Annotated in this window: 21 protein-coding genes; 9 read left to right on the top strand and 12 right to left on the bottom strand. The window is 44.7% G+C overall.

The genetic code is table 11. From position 1 onward, the window contains the following. Nucleotides 1-41: 41 nt before the first annotated feature. The 5 genes from lptB to C1S73_RS12890 form a co-directional block, all read right to left on the bottom strand. On the bottom strand, nucleotides 42-767 hold the full coding sequence (gene lptB / locus C1S73_RS12870) for an LPS export ABC transporter ATP-binding protein (RefSeq protein WP_038864508.1): 726 nt from the start codon (nucleotides 765-767) through the stop codon (nucleotides 42-44). A gap of 1 nt (nucleotide 768) precedes the next feature. Beyond that, nucleotides 769-1,263, bottom strand: coding sequence for a lipopolysaccharide transport periplasmic protein LptA (gene lptA, locus C1S73_RS12875; protein ID WP_038864506.1), 495 nt, complete (start codon nucleotides 1,261-1,263; stop codon nucleotides 769-771). Beyond that, a complete protein-coding gene (lptC, locus tag C1S73_RS12880) occupies nucleotides 1,244-1,807 on the bottom strand; it encodes an LPS export ABC transporter periplasmic protein LptC (protein WP_038864505.1) in 564 nt (187 codons plus the stop codon). The genes lptA and lptC overlap by 20 nt, the downstream gene beginning before the upstream one ends. Nucleotides 1,808-1,897: 90 nt before the next feature. Then, nucleotides 1,898-2,869, bottom strand: a complete 972-nt coding sequence (gene kdsD, locus C1S73_RS12885; RefSeq protein WP_038864503.1) for an arabinose-5-phosphate isomerase KdsD — start codon at nucleotides 2,867-2,869, stop codon at nucleotides 1,898-1,900. Nucleotides 2,870-2,904: 35 nt separating this feature from the next. Beyond that, entirely contained in the window at nucleotides 2,905-3,870 is a 966-nt protein-coding gene (locus C1S73_RS12890) for a calcium/sodium antiporter (RefSeq protein ID WP_038864502.1), read from the bottom strand. A gap of 400 nt (nucleotides 3,871-4,270) precedes the next feature. Here C1S73_RS12890 and mlaF point away from each other — a divergent pair, with 400 nt between their 5' ends. From mlaF to C1S73_RS12930, 8 genes are all read left to right on the top strand, one after another. Continuing rightward, nucleotides 4,271-5,074: a phospholipid ABC transporter ATP-binding protein MlaF gene (gene mlaF, locus C1S73_RS12895; RefSeq protein WP_038864501.1), complete on the top strand. Its 804-nt coding sequence runs from the start codon at nucleotides 4,271-4,273 to the stop codon at nucleotides 5,072-5,074. After that, nucleotides 5,064-5,855 (top strand): lipid asymmetry maintenance ABC transporter permease subunit MlaE, encoded by a 792-nt coding sequence (gene mlaE, locus C1S73_RS12900; protein ID WP_038864499.1) that lies wholly within the window; start codon nucleotides 5,064-5,066, stop codon nucleotides 5,853-5,855. Before mlaF ends, mlaE begins: the two co-directional genes overlap by 11 nt. Before the next feature lie 2 nt (nucleotides 5,856-5,857). Next, a complete protein-coding gene (gene mlaD / locus C1S73_RS12905; protein WP_038864498.1) occupies nucleotides 5,858-6,355 on the top strand; it encodes an outer membrane lipid asymmetry maintenance protein MlaD in 498 nt (165 codons plus the stop codon). 3 nt (nucleotides 6,356-6,358) lie between these two features. After that, a complete protein-coding gene (mlaC, locus tag C1S73_RS12910) occupies nucleotides 6,359-6,997 on the top strand; it encodes a phospholipid-binding protein MlaC (protein WP_038864496.1) in 639 nt (212 codons plus the stop codon). Further along, nucleotides 6,997-7,317: an STAS domain-containing protein gene (locus tag C1S73_RS12915; protein WP_038864494.1), complete on the top strand. Its 321-nt coding sequence runs from the start codon at nucleotides 6,997-6,999 to the stop codon at nucleotides 7,315-7,317. The genes mlaC and C1S73_RS12915 overlap by 1 nt, the downstream gene beginning before the upstream one ends. Before the next feature lie 3 nt (nucleotides 7,318-7,320). Next, entirely contained in the window at nucleotides 7,321-7,575 is a 255-nt protein-coding gene (gene ibaG, locus C1S73_RS12920; RefSeq protein WP_005432865.1) for a BolA family iron metabolism protein IbaG, read from the top strand. 9 nt (nucleotides 7,576-7,584) lie between these two features. Beyond that, nucleotides 7,585-8,850, top strand: a complete 1,266-nt coding sequence (gene murA, locus C1S73_RS12925) for a UDP-N-acetylglucosamine 1-carboxyvinyltransferase (RefSeq protein ID WP_038864493.1) — start codon at nucleotides 7,585-7,587, stop codon at nucleotides 8,848-8,850. 147 nt (nucleotides 8,851-8,997) lie between these two features. Beyond that, entirely contained in the window at nucleotides 8,998-9,723 is a 726-nt protein-coding gene (locus tag C1S73_RS12930) for a 1-acylglycerol-3-phosphate O-acyltransferase (protein WP_038864490.1), read from the top strand. 85 nt (nucleotides 9,724-9,808) lie between these two features. Here C1S73_RS12930 and C1S73_RS12935 read toward each other — a convergent pair whose 3' ends face one another. The 7 genes from C1S73_RS12935 to C1S73_RS27770 all read right to left on the bottom strand — a co-directional run bounded on the left by C1S73_RS12935 (nucleotide 9,809) and on the right by C1S73_RS27770 (nucleotide 14,775). Further along, on the bottom strand, nucleotides 9,809-10,198 hold the full coding sequence (locus tag C1S73_RS12935; RefSeq protein WP_005432832.1) for a RidA family protein: 390 nt from the start codon (nucleotides 10,196-10,198) through the stop codon (nucleotides 9,809-9,811). Nucleotides 10,199-10,363: 165 nt separating this feature from the next. Further along, the gene (gene pyrI, locus C1S73_RS12940; protein WP_038864489.1) at nucleotides 10,364-10,825 is read right to left on the bottom strand and encodes an aspartate carbamoyltransferase regulatory subunit; all 462 of its coding nucleotides are present in this window, start codon (nucleotides 10,823-10,825) and stop codon (nucleotides 10,364-10,366) included. Nucleotides 10,826-10,842: 17 nt separating this feature from the next. Then, nucleotides 10,843-11,772, bottom strand: coding sequence for an aspartate carbamoyltransferase (gene pyrB / locus C1S73_RS12945; RefSeq protein WP_005441998.1), 930 nt, complete (start codon nucleotides 11,770-11,772; stop codon nucleotides 10,843-10,845). 89 nt (nucleotides 11,773-11,861) lie between these two features. Continuing rightward, nucleotides 11,862-11,987 carry an aspartate carbamoyltransferase gene (locus C1S73_RS28255; protein WP_081634730.1) on the bottom strand — a complete coding sequence of 42 codons (126 nt, stop codon included), beginning with the start codon at nucleotides 11,985-11,987 and terminating at the stop codon, nucleotides 11,862-11,864. Between the two features lie 69 nt (nucleotides 11,988-12,056). Beyond that, nucleotides 12,057-13,061 (bottom strand): ornithine carbamoyltransferase, encoded by a 1,005-nt coding sequence (locus tag C1S73_RS12955; RefSeq protein ID WP_038864486.1) that lies wholly within the window; start codon nucleotides 13,059-13,061, stop codon nucleotides 12,057-12,059. A gap of 157 nt (nucleotides 13,062-13,218) precedes the next feature. Continuing rightward, a complete protein-coding gene (arcA, locus tag C1S73_RS12960; protein WP_038864483.1) occupies nucleotides 13,219-14,439 on the bottom strand; it encodes an arginine deiminase in 1,221 nt (406 codons plus the stop codon). A 135-nt stretch (nucleotides 14,440-14,574) separates the two neighbouring features. Further along, nucleotides 14,575-14,775, bottom strand: a complete 201-nt coding sequence (locus tag C1S73_RS27770) for a hypothetical protein (RefSeq protein WP_133152161.1) — start codon at nucleotides 14,773-14,775, stop codon at nucleotides 14,575-14,577. Between the two features lie 247 nt (nucleotides 14,776-15,022). Here C1S73_RS27770 and rraB point away from each other — a divergent pair, with 247 nt between their 5' ends. Then, nucleotides 15,023-15,439 (top strand): ribonuclease E inhibitor RraB, encoded by a 417-nt coding sequence (rraB, locus tag C1S73_RS12965; protein ID WP_038864481.1) that lies wholly within the window; start codon nucleotides 15,023-15,025, stop codon nucleotides 15,437-15,439. Nucleotides 15,440-15,465 lie beyond the last annotated feature (26 nt).

Raw genomic sequence — 15,465 nt, forward strand, 5'->3', positions numbered from 1 at the left:
CTTACCTTGTAATGCTCAGAATCTTACCGTTCCTAATGTAATCATAGACGGAATTGTTCACCGAGATAAACTTGTTTCACCTGCTCGTTATTGAGAACCTCATCCGGAGTTCCTGAAGCAATAAGGTGTCCTTGACTTACGATATAGGCTTTTTCACAAACGTCCAAGGTTTCACGAACGTTATGGTCAGTGATTAACACACCAAGACCGCGATCGCGCAAGTGTTCAATGATTTTTTTGATGTCGTTAACCGAAATTGGGTCAACACCCGCGAACGGTTCATCCAACAAAATAAACTGAGGGTTTGCTGCCAATGCACGAGCGATTTCTACACGGCGGCGTTCACCACCTGATAGTGCCATACCCGCACTGGTGCGTATGTGCTGTATGTGGAATTCTTCCAATAAATCTTCAAGCTTATCTTGGCGCTCTTCTCGAGTTAACTCTTGGCGAGTTTCTAGGACGGCCATGATGTTGTCTTCAACCGATAACTTACGGAATATGGAAGCTTCTTGTGGCAAGTAGCCGATACCTAGGCGCGAGCGACTGTGCATCGGTAGGATACTGATGTCTTGATCGTCGATAGTGATGATGCCTTCATCACGAGGTACCAAGCCGACAATCATGTAAAACGATGTGGTTTTACCTGCGCCGTTTGGACCCAACAGTCCCACAATTTGACCAGACTCGACTTCGAGGCTCACGTCCGTAACGACCTTGCGTTTCTTGTAGCTTTTAGCAAGATTCTTTGCGCTCAGTACTGCCATATTAGTTCTCGATTTGGTTCGGTTGCAGGATGGTGGTAACGCGCTCATTCTTCGAGCTGTCAGCAACAAGCTTCTGTTGACCAATTTGGTAGCGAATTGATGAGCCCTTGATGGTGTTACCGTCTTGGGCTAGCTGTGCTTGGCCTTTCATGGTCAATTCGTCAGTAGAGATACGGTAATCCAATTCAGTAGCTTGACCACTGAGTGTTTTACCATCGTCCATTAATTGAGAGAAAGTGGCAGGTTTACCAAATGCTTGAATTTGTTTGATCGCTTCCGTTTTCGGGTCACGAGTTACAACAATTCTGTCAGCATCGATATTGATGCTACCTTGCTTAAGAGATACATCACCTTTAAAGGTCACCTGGTTACTCTTCATGTCCACCTGCTGGGTGTCTGAATTAATGTAAACCGGCTGTTGCGTATCCGACTTAAGTGCCAACGCTTGTGGCGCTGCTAATACCAATGCCAATAGGCTAAGGTGTAACGGTTTCATATCGACCTTGAACTTCATCTGTCAGAGTCGCAGTGTGGGCTTTTAAGTTGCCTTGCATTGCGCCTCCGGTAGTTTCAAATTGTGGTCCAACCAACATTACTTGTTGATCGGCTTTAAAATCACGATTGCTTAAGTTGATGACCAGCTTGTCTGTTGCCATGGTGTCAAAGCTTGCGTCAGGCAATAAGTTTTGCATGAGAACTTTGTCGTATAACGTCAGGATCTGGTCTTCATCAAGTACTGCTCTTGTTGCAGTGACCTTCCACTCAACAACGCTACCTTCACGGTAAACCATCAGTGTTGGGCTATTAAAAATCGTATCTCCACTCTTGGCGTAATGATCCAAGCTGTTGGAGCGAATGATGTAACTGCGGACACCATTTTCACCATAAGTGATATTTTCTAGTCCAGTACCACTGAACATAGGCAGTTCTAAATTAGGTGCAACCTGTATATCTTCATCGCCTTTTGGTGTCAGCAAATAATAACCACACCATGCGACAACGAAGATCAGGAGCAAATAAATAAGGCGAGTAAAACTCATAAAATAAAGGCCTTTATCTTAGCTCAGTACTTCCCTGACCATTGCCTTAATCTGTTAATCAAATTGTGTAAACATTTGTTGATGGATGGATTACATCACACCCGCTTTCAACAAATCGTGCATATTCAGCGCACCAACAATCTTGTTGTTGTCGCACAAGATCAGAGCATTGATGTTTTTATCTTGCATAAGATTCAAACCCTCGACAGCTAACATTTCTGGATGAGCCGTTGTTGGGTTTTGAGTCATCACTTCACCGATTGCTGTGGTGTGAATATCAATACGTTTATCCAAAGTACGACGCAAGTCACCATCAGTGAATATACCAAGCATAGCATCGTGCTCATCGACAATCGCGGTCATCCCTAAGCCTTTCTCTGAAATCTCAAGAAGTGCGTCGCGAATCAATGCATCTGGCGCAACTTTTGGTAGTGCATTACCAAAGTGCATAATATCAGACAGCTTGAGCAGCAATTTTCTTCCCAACGCACCACCAGGGTGTGATAGAGCGAAGTCTTCTGCAGAAAAACCACGAGCTTGAAGCAGGGCAACGGCAAGAGCATCGCCCATGACCAAAGTTGCTGTTGTGCTGCTCGTTGGTGCAAGACCAAGTGGGCAGGCTTCTTGCGGAACGGTGATTTGCAAATGCATATCCGACAATTTGGCCATGTTCGACTCAGGCTTGCCTGTCATGCTGATAATTTTGATGTTCAGACGTTTCAATACTGGGAATAGAGATAAAATCTCGTGAGACTCACCAGAGTTAGAAATCGCAATGACGATATCGCCTTCACTGATCATTCCTAGGTCACCATGCGCAGCTTCACCAGGGTGAACAAAAAACGCGGAGGTGCCTGTACTTGCAAGGGTCGCAGCAATCTTGTTGCCAATGTGACCTGATTTGCCCATCCCCATAACAACGACTTTGCCATTATTGGAAAGAATCAATTCGCAAGCTTGTTCAAACTGCGCATCAAAATACTGGTCCAGTTGTTGAAGTGCGGCCACTTCAATATCAAGAACTTGTTTAGCAGCAGCACGAAAATCAAATTGAGTGGACATATCAGAGCTCCAATTTGTCTTTACTTATTATGTTATTAAGCGGCCATGTTTGCGAATAGGTACACTTGGTAGCCTAAGAAACACACAAACAGGATTGAACCTTCTAAACGGTTGATACTGCGAGATTTACCAAGACACATTGCCACAAGCAGTAGCGATACGCCGAGCATAACCCAAAAGTCACGACCCATCGCAAATTCACTTAGCATTGAAGGATTGATGATGCCCGGTAGGCCCATTACCGCCAAAATGTTGAAAACGTTTGAACCGATGATGTTACCCACAGCCATATCGTCTTCGCCCTTTAGAACGCCTGCTAGAGATGCAGCAAGCTCCGGTAGGCTAGTGCCGATAGCAATGATAGTAAGGCCGATAACGAGATCACTCATACCAAAGTGTTTTGCAATGATGACGGCGTTGTCGACTAACATGCTTGCTGCCAAAGGTAGAAGTATCAGACCGATCACAACCCACATAACGGCTTTTGGATTACTTACACCTTCAGGGACTTCTGATTCTTGTTCATCGACAAAAGCATCACCCGCTTTTTGTTCTTTGCGGCTGATTTGCAACATGGCAAATAGGAACGCAGCAAAGAGTACAAACAGCAATACGCCTTCGTAGAAACCTAGGTGGTTATCCCAAAGTAAAATACCAGCCAGCACGGTTACTGCTATCATCAATGGCAATTCTCGACGAACCACAGCAGAGCTGATGGAAAGTGGTTTGATGATGGCGGTGATACCAAGAATTAAAGCGATGTTGGCGATGTTCGAGCCAAGAACGTTACCGACAGCTGTGTCGGTTTTACCGTCCCATGCTGCGGTTGCAGAAACCATCATTTCTGGCGCAGAAGAACCCATCGCCAAAATGGTCATGCCGATCACTAAAGGTGAAATACCGACGTTGCGGGCCAGAGCTGCAGAGCCAAAAACAAGTTTATCTGCACTCCATACAAGTATAACAAGACCGACGATAAGCAACGCTACGGCTTCGAGCATGATGATTCCTAAGTAATAAAAATAAGTGAAATGAGTAACCGCTAATTTTGACCTTTCACAGCCAAAAATGGAAGATAAACAACAAATAAATTAAAGGTTAGTAACGAAATTGTGTTTAATTGTTGCTCGATCGCGTGTTGTATTTGATACCGCTTATCTGGAGTTGAATTTAAACACCTTCCTTTGATTTCGTCATATTTTATGAAGAATTGCTTGAATTTGGTCGGCTTTATTTAATTGAACAGTGCTTTTAATTCAAGTTCAATGTGCTTATGATTGCAGCCTAATAAGTGTACCGAAGTCACTTTAGGATATTCTCGACGTAATATCTTGAAAACAATCGGGGTTGAGTTGGCTGATGACTCTGTGAGTCAAACTCACAAACAGTAGAAGAGATAGTATGTCGAACAACGATTTAGTTACCGTTAACAATCTCACTTTTTCACGAGGCGAACGTAAGATCTTTGATGGCGTTGATTTACACGTGCCAGAAGGGAAAGTGACGGCCATTATGGGGCCATCGGGGATCGGTAAAACGACACTGTTACGCTTAATTGGCGGTCAGTTGTACCCCGAACAAGGTGAGATCTGGTTTGATGGCGATAACATTCCAGCACTCTCACGTAAGAAGCTTTACCATGCTCGAAAGAAGATGAGCATGTTGTTCCAATCAGGCGCTCTGTTCACGGATTTGAACGTTTTCGATAATGTTGCCTTTCCTTTACGTGAACATACAGAACTCTCTGAAGAATTTATCCGTACTATGGTGCTGCTTAAGCTTGAAGCCGTAGGTCTACGTGGTGTTGCAAAGTTGATGCCAAGTGAACTTTCTGGCGGTATGGCTAGGCGAGCTGCTTTAGCACGCGCGATTGCGCTCGATCCCGACCTTATCATGTATGATGAACCGTTTGTTGGTCAGGATCCGATCACCATGGGCGTATTAGTTGAGTTGATCAGTAATTTGAATCGAGCGCTAGGTCTGACTTCGATTGTCGTTTCACACGATGTACCAGAAGTGATGAGTATTGCGGATTGGGTTTATTTGATGGCCGATGGCAAAATCATTGCTTTTGGCACGCCACAAGATCTGAGAGACAATCCAGATCCACGCGTGCAGCAATTCTTGTTGGGTGATGCGGATGGTCCGGTACCGTTCCGATTTCCCGCTCAAAGTATCGAAAAGGATTTATTTGATGGTCGATAGTTTTATTCAATTTGTCGCTTCATTAGGAAGACGCACGTTGGCCATCTGTGAAGCCTTTGGCCGTGCGACACTAATGTTGGTTGGTGCTTTGGTAACCCGACCACAACCGGTCAAAAACTTCCCGTTATTAGTGAAGCAGCTTTACTCCGTTGGTGTGCAGTCTCTGGCTATCATTGTCGTATCGGGTTTGTTTATCGGCATGGTGTTGAGTTTACAAGGCTATGTCGTGCTGGTGGACTACGGTGCGGAAGGCAGTCTCGGGCAAATGGTCTCTCTATCGCTATTGCGTGAGCTAGGGCCTGTGGTAACCGCCTTGTTATTCGCTGGGCGAGCTGGGTCTGCATTAACCGCAGAAATCGGCTTGATGAAAGCCACTGAGCAGCTTTCGAGTATGGAAATGATGGCGGTAGACCCGCTTAAACGCGTTATCGCTCCTCGTTTTTGGGCAGGTGTGATTTCCATGCCACTGTTGGCGATGATCTTCATGGCTATTGGTATCTGGGGCGCTCAAATTGTTGGCGTTGATTGGAAAGGCGTTGACCACGGTAGTTTCTGGGCGGCAATGCAGTCGTCAGTAGAATTAGGCCAAGATATTGGTAACAGCATGATCAAATGTATCGTGTTTGCGATTACCGTTACTTGGATCGCTCTTTTTAATGGCTATGACGCGATTCCGACTTCGGAAGGGATCAGCCGAGCAACGACGCGCACGGTAGTGCATTCTTCTTTAACAGTACTGGGACTAGACTTTGTACTGACCGCATTGATGTTTGGGAATTAATCATGCAACAAACACGTAAAACTGAATTATGGGTTGGCAGCTTTGTATTGGCAGGAATTTGCGCGATTCTTGTGATGATTTTTCAGGTTGCTGACGTAAAAAGCATTGGCTCTGGCAATACTTATACCCTGAAAGCTGAGTTCGATAATATTGGTAGTTTAAAAGTTCGTTCACCAGTGAAAGTTGGCGGCGTTGTGGTTGGTCGTGTGAGTGATATTACACTTAACCCTGAAAGCCTACTTCCAATTGTGAGCTTGTCGATTAACAGTCAATACAATCAATTCCCAGAAACTTCTAGTTTACAAATTTTGACTTCTGGATTGATTGGCGAGCAGTACATTGGCTTAGTTCCGGGTTTCATCTTTGATGATGAAGAAATGTTAGTTGATGGTGATACCATCGAAGACACCAAGTCTGCCTTAGTTTTAGAAGACTTAATTGGACAGGTGCTATACAGCATCGGTGGCTCCGGCGATTCTGGCAAAACGAGTAAGGAATAACCCATGTTCTCTAGATTATTACTTTCTTTCGTAGCGGCATTTACTGCTTTTGGTGCAGTGGCTGCAGAAGTAGATAAAACTCAGCCTTATCAAATGATGAGACAAGTTGCGGAAGTGACATTTGATCGTTTGAAAGCTGAACAGCCACAAATTAAGCAAGATCCGAATTTGCTTAAGACTATCGTTGAAGAAGAGCTGATGCCTTACGTCAACGATCGCTATGCGGCATTAAAACTGCTTGGTCCGAACTTAAAAGGCGCGAAGCGTGAAGACGTTGGTGAGTTTATTAAGGCATTTCGTTCTTACTTGGTGACGTCTTACGCACAAGTCTTAACACAATACACAGACCAGCAAATCGAGTTTGGCCCTGAACCTAAGTTAGACCCATCTAAGCGCATTACAAGCATTAAAGTAGATATCATCGACGCTCCGCGTCCGAACATCAAACTTGAGTTTAAATTGCGTAAAGATAAGAAAACCGGTGAATGGTTAGCATTCGACATGGTTGCAGAAGGTATTAGCTTACTTTCAAGCAAGCAATCGGAGTGGAATACAAAGATTCGTCAAGACGGTATCCTTGCGGTAGCAAAAGATCTTGAAAAATTGGCGGCACAGCCAATTCGTTTCGAGGCAGCAAAGTAATGGCGCAGTCTCATTCTCAGTGGCATTTACAATCAGATATTCTTAAGCTTACAGGGGCGTTGGATCGAGATACCGTGCCTTCTTTGTGGGCCGTTGCGCAGCGATGGCAGCCATCTCAAACCGAGTTAGAATGCTCGTTAGAAGAGATTGAGCGCGTCGACTCTGCGGGAATGGTGATGTTAATCCACTTATTAGAGCATGCAAAAAAACAAAACTGTCATATAATGCTCAGTTTCGTGCCGGCGCAATTGCGCACTTTGTTTCAGCTGAGCAACGTTGAATCTTTAGTGGCCAAACATATACAGAATTATCAGGGGTAAATTGTGGATAGCGCAAAAGTACAACAGTTACTAGAAGAAGCACTAAACCTTCAAGAAGTGCATGTAAAAGGTGAAGGTAGCCACTATGAGGTGGTTGCTGTTGATGCTTGTTTCGATGGAATGAGCCGCGTTAAGAAGCAGCAGTTAATTTACGGTCCTCTGATGGATTACATCCAGCGTAACGACATTCACGCGCTATCGATTAAAGCGTTCACTCCAGAAGAGTGGGCTCGTGATAAAAAGCTAATGTCGCTTTAAGGTTTATTGATGGAAAAGTTTCGAGTTATTGGGTCAGATAAACCACTGGTTGGTGAAGTGACCATTTCAGGTGCAAAAAACGCAGCACTGCCGATTTTATTTGCGTCTATCTTGGCTGAAGAGCCAGTAGAGGTGGCGAATGTGCCACACCTTCGTGATATCGATACTACTATGGAACTGCTTAAGCGTTTGGGCGCAAAAGTAAGCCGTAATGGTTCTGTTCATGTCGATCCAAGCAGCATCAACGAATACTGCGCACCTTACGACTTGGTGAAAACCATGCGTGCATCAATCTGGGCACTTGGTCCGCTGGTGGCTCGTTTTGGTAAAGGTCAAGTTTCTCTACCTGGTGGCTGTGCGATTGGCGCTCGTCCTGTTGATTTACATATCACAGGTCTAGAGCAGCTTGGCGCAACGATTACACTAGAAGATGGTTACGTAAAAGCAGAAGTGGACGGTCGTCTAAAAGGCGCTCACATTGTGATGGACAAAGTGAGTGTTGGTGCAACGATTACTATCATGTGTGCGGCAGCGTTAGCGGAAGGTACCACAACGCTAGATAATGCAGCGCGTGAACCTGAAATCGTTGATACAGCAGACTTCCTAAACAAGCTTGGCGCAAAAATTTCAGGCGCGGGCACAGACACCATCACTATTGAAGGTGTTGAGCGTTTAGGTGGCGGTAAGCACAACGTTGTGGCTGACCGTATCGAAACGGGTACGTTCCTTGTTGCTGCGGCTGTTTCTGGCGGCAAAGTTGTGTGTCGTAACACCAACGGTCACTTGTTAGAAGCGGTACTTGCGAAGCTAGAAGAAGCGGGCGCATTAGTAGAGACTGGTGAAGACTGGATTTCTGTAGATATGACGGACCGTGAACTGAAAGCGGTAAGCATTCGTACTGCCCCACACCCAGGTTTCCCGACTGACATGCAAGCACAATTCACGCTATTAAACATGATGGCGAAAGGCGGCGGCGTAATTACTGAAACGATCTTTGAAAACCGTTTCATGCACGTACCTGAACTGATGCGCATGGGCGCAAAAGCGGAAATCGAAGGTAACACAGTCATCTGTGGTGACGTAGATTCTCTAAGTGGTGCGCAAGTAATGGCCACTGACCTACGAGCTTCGGCAAGTTTGGTGATTGCAGGTTGTATCGCGAAAGGCGAAACCATCGTTGATCGTATTTACCACATCGATCGTGGTTACGACAAAATCGAAAATAAACTGTCTGCTCTTGGCGCAAATATTGAGCGCGTGAGTGAGGCGGGTTAAACTGCATCGCAGTTGACTTCGATATAAAGAGAGCCGAAACTCAGGTTTCGGCTTTTTTATGTCGCGCTCTCTTTCATAGCTGATGACTATGTCCAAAGAACCAACAATAGCTGTATCTGGCGTAAAGCCGGTTCCTGGAGAACAACAATGATTGCACTATTACGTGTATTTGCTGTCGCAATTTTCGCAATTGTGATGTTTATTGGTGGTTGTGGTTACTGCCTATTAAGTCCTCGAAATCCTAAGCACGTTTTCACTTTTGGCCGCTTGTTCGGCAAGATGTCTCGTGTGTTCGGAATCAAATTAGAATTACGAATTCCTGAAGATGCTTACTCTCGTGGTCAGCATGTTTACATCGCGAACCACCAAAATAACTGGGATTTGTTTACTGTATCTTCAGCAGTGACACCAAAAGTCGTGACGGTAGGTAAAAAAAGCTTAGCGTGGATGCCACTATTTGGTCAGCTTTACTGGCTAACGGGTAACATTTTAATTGACCGTGGTAACCGTTCTAAAGCTAAGGGCACTATTGATCAAGTAGTTGATAGCATTAAGCAGAGTGACGTTTCAGTATGGATGTTCCCAGAAGGGACGCGCTCACGTGGCCGTGGCTTACTGCCATTTAAAACCGGCGCATTCCATGCTGCTATCGGCGCAGAGGTGCCAATCATTCCGATTGTGTGTAGTTCAACTGATCACATTAAATTGAACCGTTGGAATAACGGTCATGTTATCATTGAAATGCTGCCACCAATCAGCTCTGAAGGCTATGGCAAAGAAGGCGTTCGTGAACTTGCAAACACCTGTCGCGATCAAATGAAAGCGAAGCTAGAAGCGCTGGATGAAGAAGTAAAACAGCGTAATGCCGCTTAAATGGAAATAGAACACTGCAACAAAAAGACAATAAAAAACGGGTAGCCTAAGCTACCCGTTTTTTTATGTTTCTTAGCAAGCACGATTATTTACGAACGGCGATTGCTTCAATCTCGATGCCAACATCTTTTGGTAGGCGAGCTACTTCGACACAAGAACGTGCTGGGTAGTTTGCTACTTCGTGCTCATCGAAGAACTTGCCGTAAACTTCGTTCACAGTACCGAAGTCGTTTAGGTCTTTAACGAATACCGTCATTTTTACGATGTCAGTGACTTTAAGGCCTGAAGCTTCAACCACTGCTTTCACGTTTTCTAGAGATTGACGTGCTTGCTCTGCGATGTCCGCAGACACTTCACCTGTTGCTGGGTTTACTGGGATTTGGCCAGAAGTTAGAACCATGTTACCTAGATCTACGCCTTGAACGTAAGGACCGATTGCTGCTGGTGCAGACTCAGTGTGAAGTACTTTCGTCATTTGAATTGTTCCATCTGTTTAGGGGAATAAAGAGTGTACTCAAACAATTTGAGCGTTCTTAAGAAGAATCAGTGTGCCTTTAAACATGAAGCACGTAAAGAGCAAAATACCCCGCACGGGCGGGGTATCAGTCAATTTATCGTTAGCAAGAATTGAAGCGGGAAATTAACGTTCAGTGACGATCTCACGAGCGAAGACTTTCTCACAGTATTTACACTTCAGACGGATTTCTTCCTTCTTCTCGAATACTTGGAAGCTGCTCGCAACTGGCTCGTTATGCGTAATGCAGTTCGTGTTTGGGCACTCAAATACGTTGTTGATACGTTCAGGAAGCTCTAGTGCCAGCTTTTTTACCACTTCGTAATTTTCGATTTGGTTAACCGTAGCGTGTGGTGCGTATAGTGCCAATTTGCTTGCTTGCTCTTCGTTGATGAACACGTTCTCGATCTTCAACAAGTCTTTATGACCTAATGCGGATGATGGCAGATTAAGGCCAATCGTCACGCGTTGAGAAGAGTTGTGCATATCGAACAATTTCAACACTTTGATACCAATTTGGGCTGGAATATGGTCGATTACTGTGCCATTTTTGATTGCTTCTACCTGCAATTGAGTTTCTTTAGTCATGTCTTTTTCTCCCTCGATTACAGTGTTTCGTTTAGAACCAATGCCAACAATGCTTGGCGCGCGTACACGCCATTTTCTGCTTGTTGGAAGTAGTAAGCGTGCGGTGTTACGTCGACGTCTGTGGTGATTTCATCCACGCGTGGCAGTGGGTGTAGCACTTTCAAGTTCTCACGTGCACCTTCTAGTAGTGCCGCTGTTAGGATGTAAGCTGACTTGATGTGCGCGTATTCAGATTCATCGAAACGCTCTTTCTGTACGCGTGTCATGTACAGAATGTCTAGTTCAGGAATCACGCTTTCCATGTCTGTATGCAGGCTGTATTGAATACCTGCTTCATCGAGTTCTTCACATAGGTAATCAGGCATCGCGAGCGCTTCGGGTGCCACAAAGAAGAAGCGAATGTTATTGAACTTCGCCAATGCTTGAGTTAAAGAATGCACGGTGCGACCGTATTTTAGGTCACCAACGAACGCAACGTTCAGGTTGTCTAGACGACCTTGTGTTTCTGCAATCGTGTATAGGTCGAGTAGCGTTTGTGTTGGGTGTTGGTTGGCACCGTCACCAGCGTTAATCACAGGAACGCCGTTAGAGAACTCGGATGCCAAGCGCGCTGCACCTTCTTGAGGGTGGCGCATAACGAAGGCATCGACGTAAGAAGAGATCACTTGAACTGAGTCAGACAGTGTCTCGCCTTTTTTCGCCAGAGAGGTGTTACCACCGTTATCAAAACCAATAACATCGCCACCAATACGTTGAATCGCTGTTTCGAATGACAGACGAGTACGTGTGGATGGCTCAAAGAAACAGCTCGCTACAACCTTGTTTTTAATCAGTTCTGGACGAGGTTCTTTTTTTAGCTGACCTGCAGTTTCTACAATCAGTTCCAGTTCTTCACGTGAAAGCTCTGGAATAGAGATGATGTGCTTCTGGTAAAGCGAGTTCGCCATGATCTTCTTCCCTATAACAGTGGTGACTATCCCCAAAATTACCCTGATGGAATTTCGGACATAAAAAAACCTCCCCAATTGGGGAGGTTTTAAAATTCAATAGAATTAACGAAAATAACAGCACGTAAGCGTAGTCGCTTAGCTAGAGCAAATCGCGTTTTTACGTCAGCAATCGGCGTGGTCATTTCATAATCCTCAGACAAATTGCAGAGCATTATACGCTTAACTTTCGTGAGCGCAAGCGATTACATCGTGGTTTTTGTTACCATTTTTAATGCTTTGGTTTAGCTGCCTAACGTTGCCACCATCACGGCTTTAATCGTGTGCATGCGGTTTTCGGCTTCGTCGAATACGATAGAGTATTCAGACTCAAACACCTCTTCGGTGACTTCAAGCCCTTTCATTCCGTATTTCTCTGCTACCTCTTTACCCACAGTCGTTTCATCGTTGTGGAAGGCTGGCAGGCAGTGCATGAACTTCACATGAGGGTTACCTGTTTGCTTAATCACATCCATATTGATTTGGTAAGGTGTCATCAGAGCAACACGCTCATCCCAAGCTTCAGCCGACTCACCCATGGAGACCCAAACGTCGGTGTATAAGAAGTCACAGCCTTTAACGCCTTCTTCAACGTTTTCAGTCAGCGTGATCTTCGCGCCAGTTTGTTGGGCTATCTCTTGGCAAGTTGCGACTAATGCTTCTTCTGGCCAGAAGGCTTTTGGCGCTACAAGGCGGACGTCCATGCCCATTTTTGCTGCGCCAACCATGAGTGAGTTACCCATGTTATTACGAGCATCACCAAGGTAGGCAAACGTCATCTCATGCAGTTGTTTACCGCGCCCGTGCTCTTGCATGGTCAGGAAGTCAGCAAGAATTTGGGTAGGGTGGAACTCATCAGTCAAACCATTCCAAACAGGGACGCTTGCGTAAGTACCGAGCTCTTCAACAATAGATTGACCAAAGCCACGGTATTCGATGCCATCGTACATACGACCAAGAACGCGTGCGGTGTCTTTCATGGATTCCTTATGACCAATCTGCGAACCAGAAGGGCCGATGTAAGAGACCTGAGCGCCTTGGTCAAAGGCAGCAACTTCAAACGCACATCGGGTACGAGTAGAAGATTTCTCAAAGATTAGCGCGATGTTTTTACCTTGAAGTTTCTTCTGCTCTGTTCCTGCATATTTAGCTTTTTTCAGCTCTGCGGACAGTTCGAGCAAAAACTGGATCTCTTTGGTTGAGAAGTCCAATAGCTTCAAAAAGTTGCGATTACGTAAATTGAAAGCCATAGCTCGTCCCTTAGGTCGTTTGGTTAATAAAGAATAAAAGCATTAAAACATATAAATGCTTTTATTGTGAATAATTATTTTAATTAAAAGCAAAAAAAGGTTGATGTATTCACATCAACCTTAGTCTCAATTGGTTTTATTTGGTGGGAGAGGTTTCTCAAATATCGTCACGTTCGATTGGGCAGCTCATACAGCGTGCACCACCACGACCGCGACCAAGCTCGTTACCCGGAATAGTCAGGACTTCAATGCCAGCTTTGTCGTACTTCTCGTTAGTGTAGACGTTACGTTCGTAACCAATCACAACACCAGGTTTCACCGTCAGTACGTTGTTGGCATCGTTCCATTGCTCTCGTTCAGCTTCGTAGCTGTCACCACCCGTTGTGATGATCTTCAATTGATCTAAGCCAAGTGCCGATTCGATGGCATGCAGATAGTTGTGTGATGCTTCGACATGCATTTCACCGTTGCCTTTAGGTGTTAGGCGCCAGGTGTCTAAATCTTTACGCATGATTTCTGGGTATACCGAGAAAGTGTCCACATCCATGTGCGTCATGACCGTATCAAGATGCATGCACGAGCGGTGTTTTGGTAGGTCGATAGCAATCACTTCTTTCGCCTGACCAGATTTAAATAAACTCGCCGCTAAGTTTTCTACACCTTGTGGGGTTGTGCGCTCAGACATACCAATCAAAACGGCACCTTTACCGATAACCAGTACATCACCGCCTTCTACGTTTGCGTTGTCATAGTGAAGGTCTTCATCACCGAAGTAATTAATGAAATCTTGACCTGCGAAAGTTGGGTGCCAACGGTAAATGGCGCGCAGATGGTTGGTTTCGCGTTGACGTGCAGGCATCATCATTGGGTTAAGAGAAACGCCGCCGTATACCCAGCATGACGTGTCACGGGTAAAGAGGTGGTTCGGAAGAGGTTCGATAACGAAATCCAATGGACGCTTCATTTTCGGTAGCATCGAAGAGGATTTTATTGGTAGTTCAGAGTAGGCCAAACCACCAAGAAAGATAGTCGCAAGATGCTCGTCATCCATTTCTGCAAAGTATTGACGTAAATCACGAGCAAATGTGGGACCGTAGCGGAAATCGGAGATTTGAGTATTCAACAACCATTGTTTTGCTTCAGGAACGGCAAGTGTCTCTACGAGCAAATCGTGTAGCAGTAGCACCTCGACATCTTGCTCTCGTAGTGTACGGGCAAATGCATCGTGCTCTTCCCCTGCAGCTTCTACCGCGAGCACATCGTCAAATAACAGTTCGTGACAGTTTGATGGGGTGAGGTGGGTGAGGGCACGCTCTGGGCGATTCAATAACACTCGTCTAAGTTGACCAACTTCTGATCCAACGTACAGCTTGCTCATTTTGTATCCTTACAAATTTTCCAGCCATTAGTTATGACAAGCTTGCCGCAAAGATGCAAGTCCTAGAACTTACTCTATATGTCGATATTTTGGCTTTTATTAGCGATATATTTTGTAAATTAATGCTTTGTATTTTTAAATTCTATATTTAGAGCTTTGTTCATAGTATTTAAAAAGTGCGTTTTTATTCTTTTTACTCGCTTTCAATAGACTCACATTGTTAGTGCATAAAACACGCATAACTATTCTCAAATATGCATTTTTAAAGCTTTCTTTATTCGCTTGCATTTTTAATTGCCTTGTTGGTGTATTCACTTCATAGCCATAAACACGCAATGCACTCTCCTATCTCGACGAATTTACTTGATTAGGATCTTCTGAATATTAAAGATTTCTTGTTTTTGTTAATTTTTTGTTTCTGTGAGCGAGGTTTCGATTTTTGAGAAAGAATATTCGTTAAGAATCCAAGCCGTTTGGTGTTTGTTTGTGGCTTTTCATCGCAATCCGTGCCATATTTCACCGCATTAACATACTCAGTCTTGAGTATAGTGTTTTCATCAAGTAACTAATCTGGAGCCAAAACATGTCTCACGAAGATGAATATCTATCAGTAGAAGAATTAATTGAGATTCAAAAGGAAGAGACTCGCGATATCATTGCAGCATTGCTAGAAGACGGCAGCGATCCAGATTCACTATACGAAATCGAGCACCACCTATTTGCAGAAGACTTCGACACGCTAGAGAAAGCGGTTGTGGAAGCATTCAAAATGGGCTTTGAAGTGCTTGAAGCTGAAGAAACAGAAGATGAAGACGGTAACAAACTGCTTTGTTGTGATGCAACAATGGAATCTGCACTAAACGCAGAAGCGATTGATGCACAGGTTGAGAAGTTGATTCACCTTGCAGAAAAATACGACATCATTTACGACGGTTGGGGTACTTACTACGAAGGCGAAGATGCGCTTTACCCAGACGAAGATGATGAAGACGAAGAGTAATCGACTCATTCATTCTAAGAAGCCAG

It is taken from the genome of Vibrio jasicida 090810c (genome assembly GCF_002887615.1).
In the GTDB taxonomy this organism is placed as follows: Bacteria; Pseudomonadota; Gammaproteobacteria; order Enterobacterales; family Vibrionaceae; genus Vibrio; species Vibrio jasicida.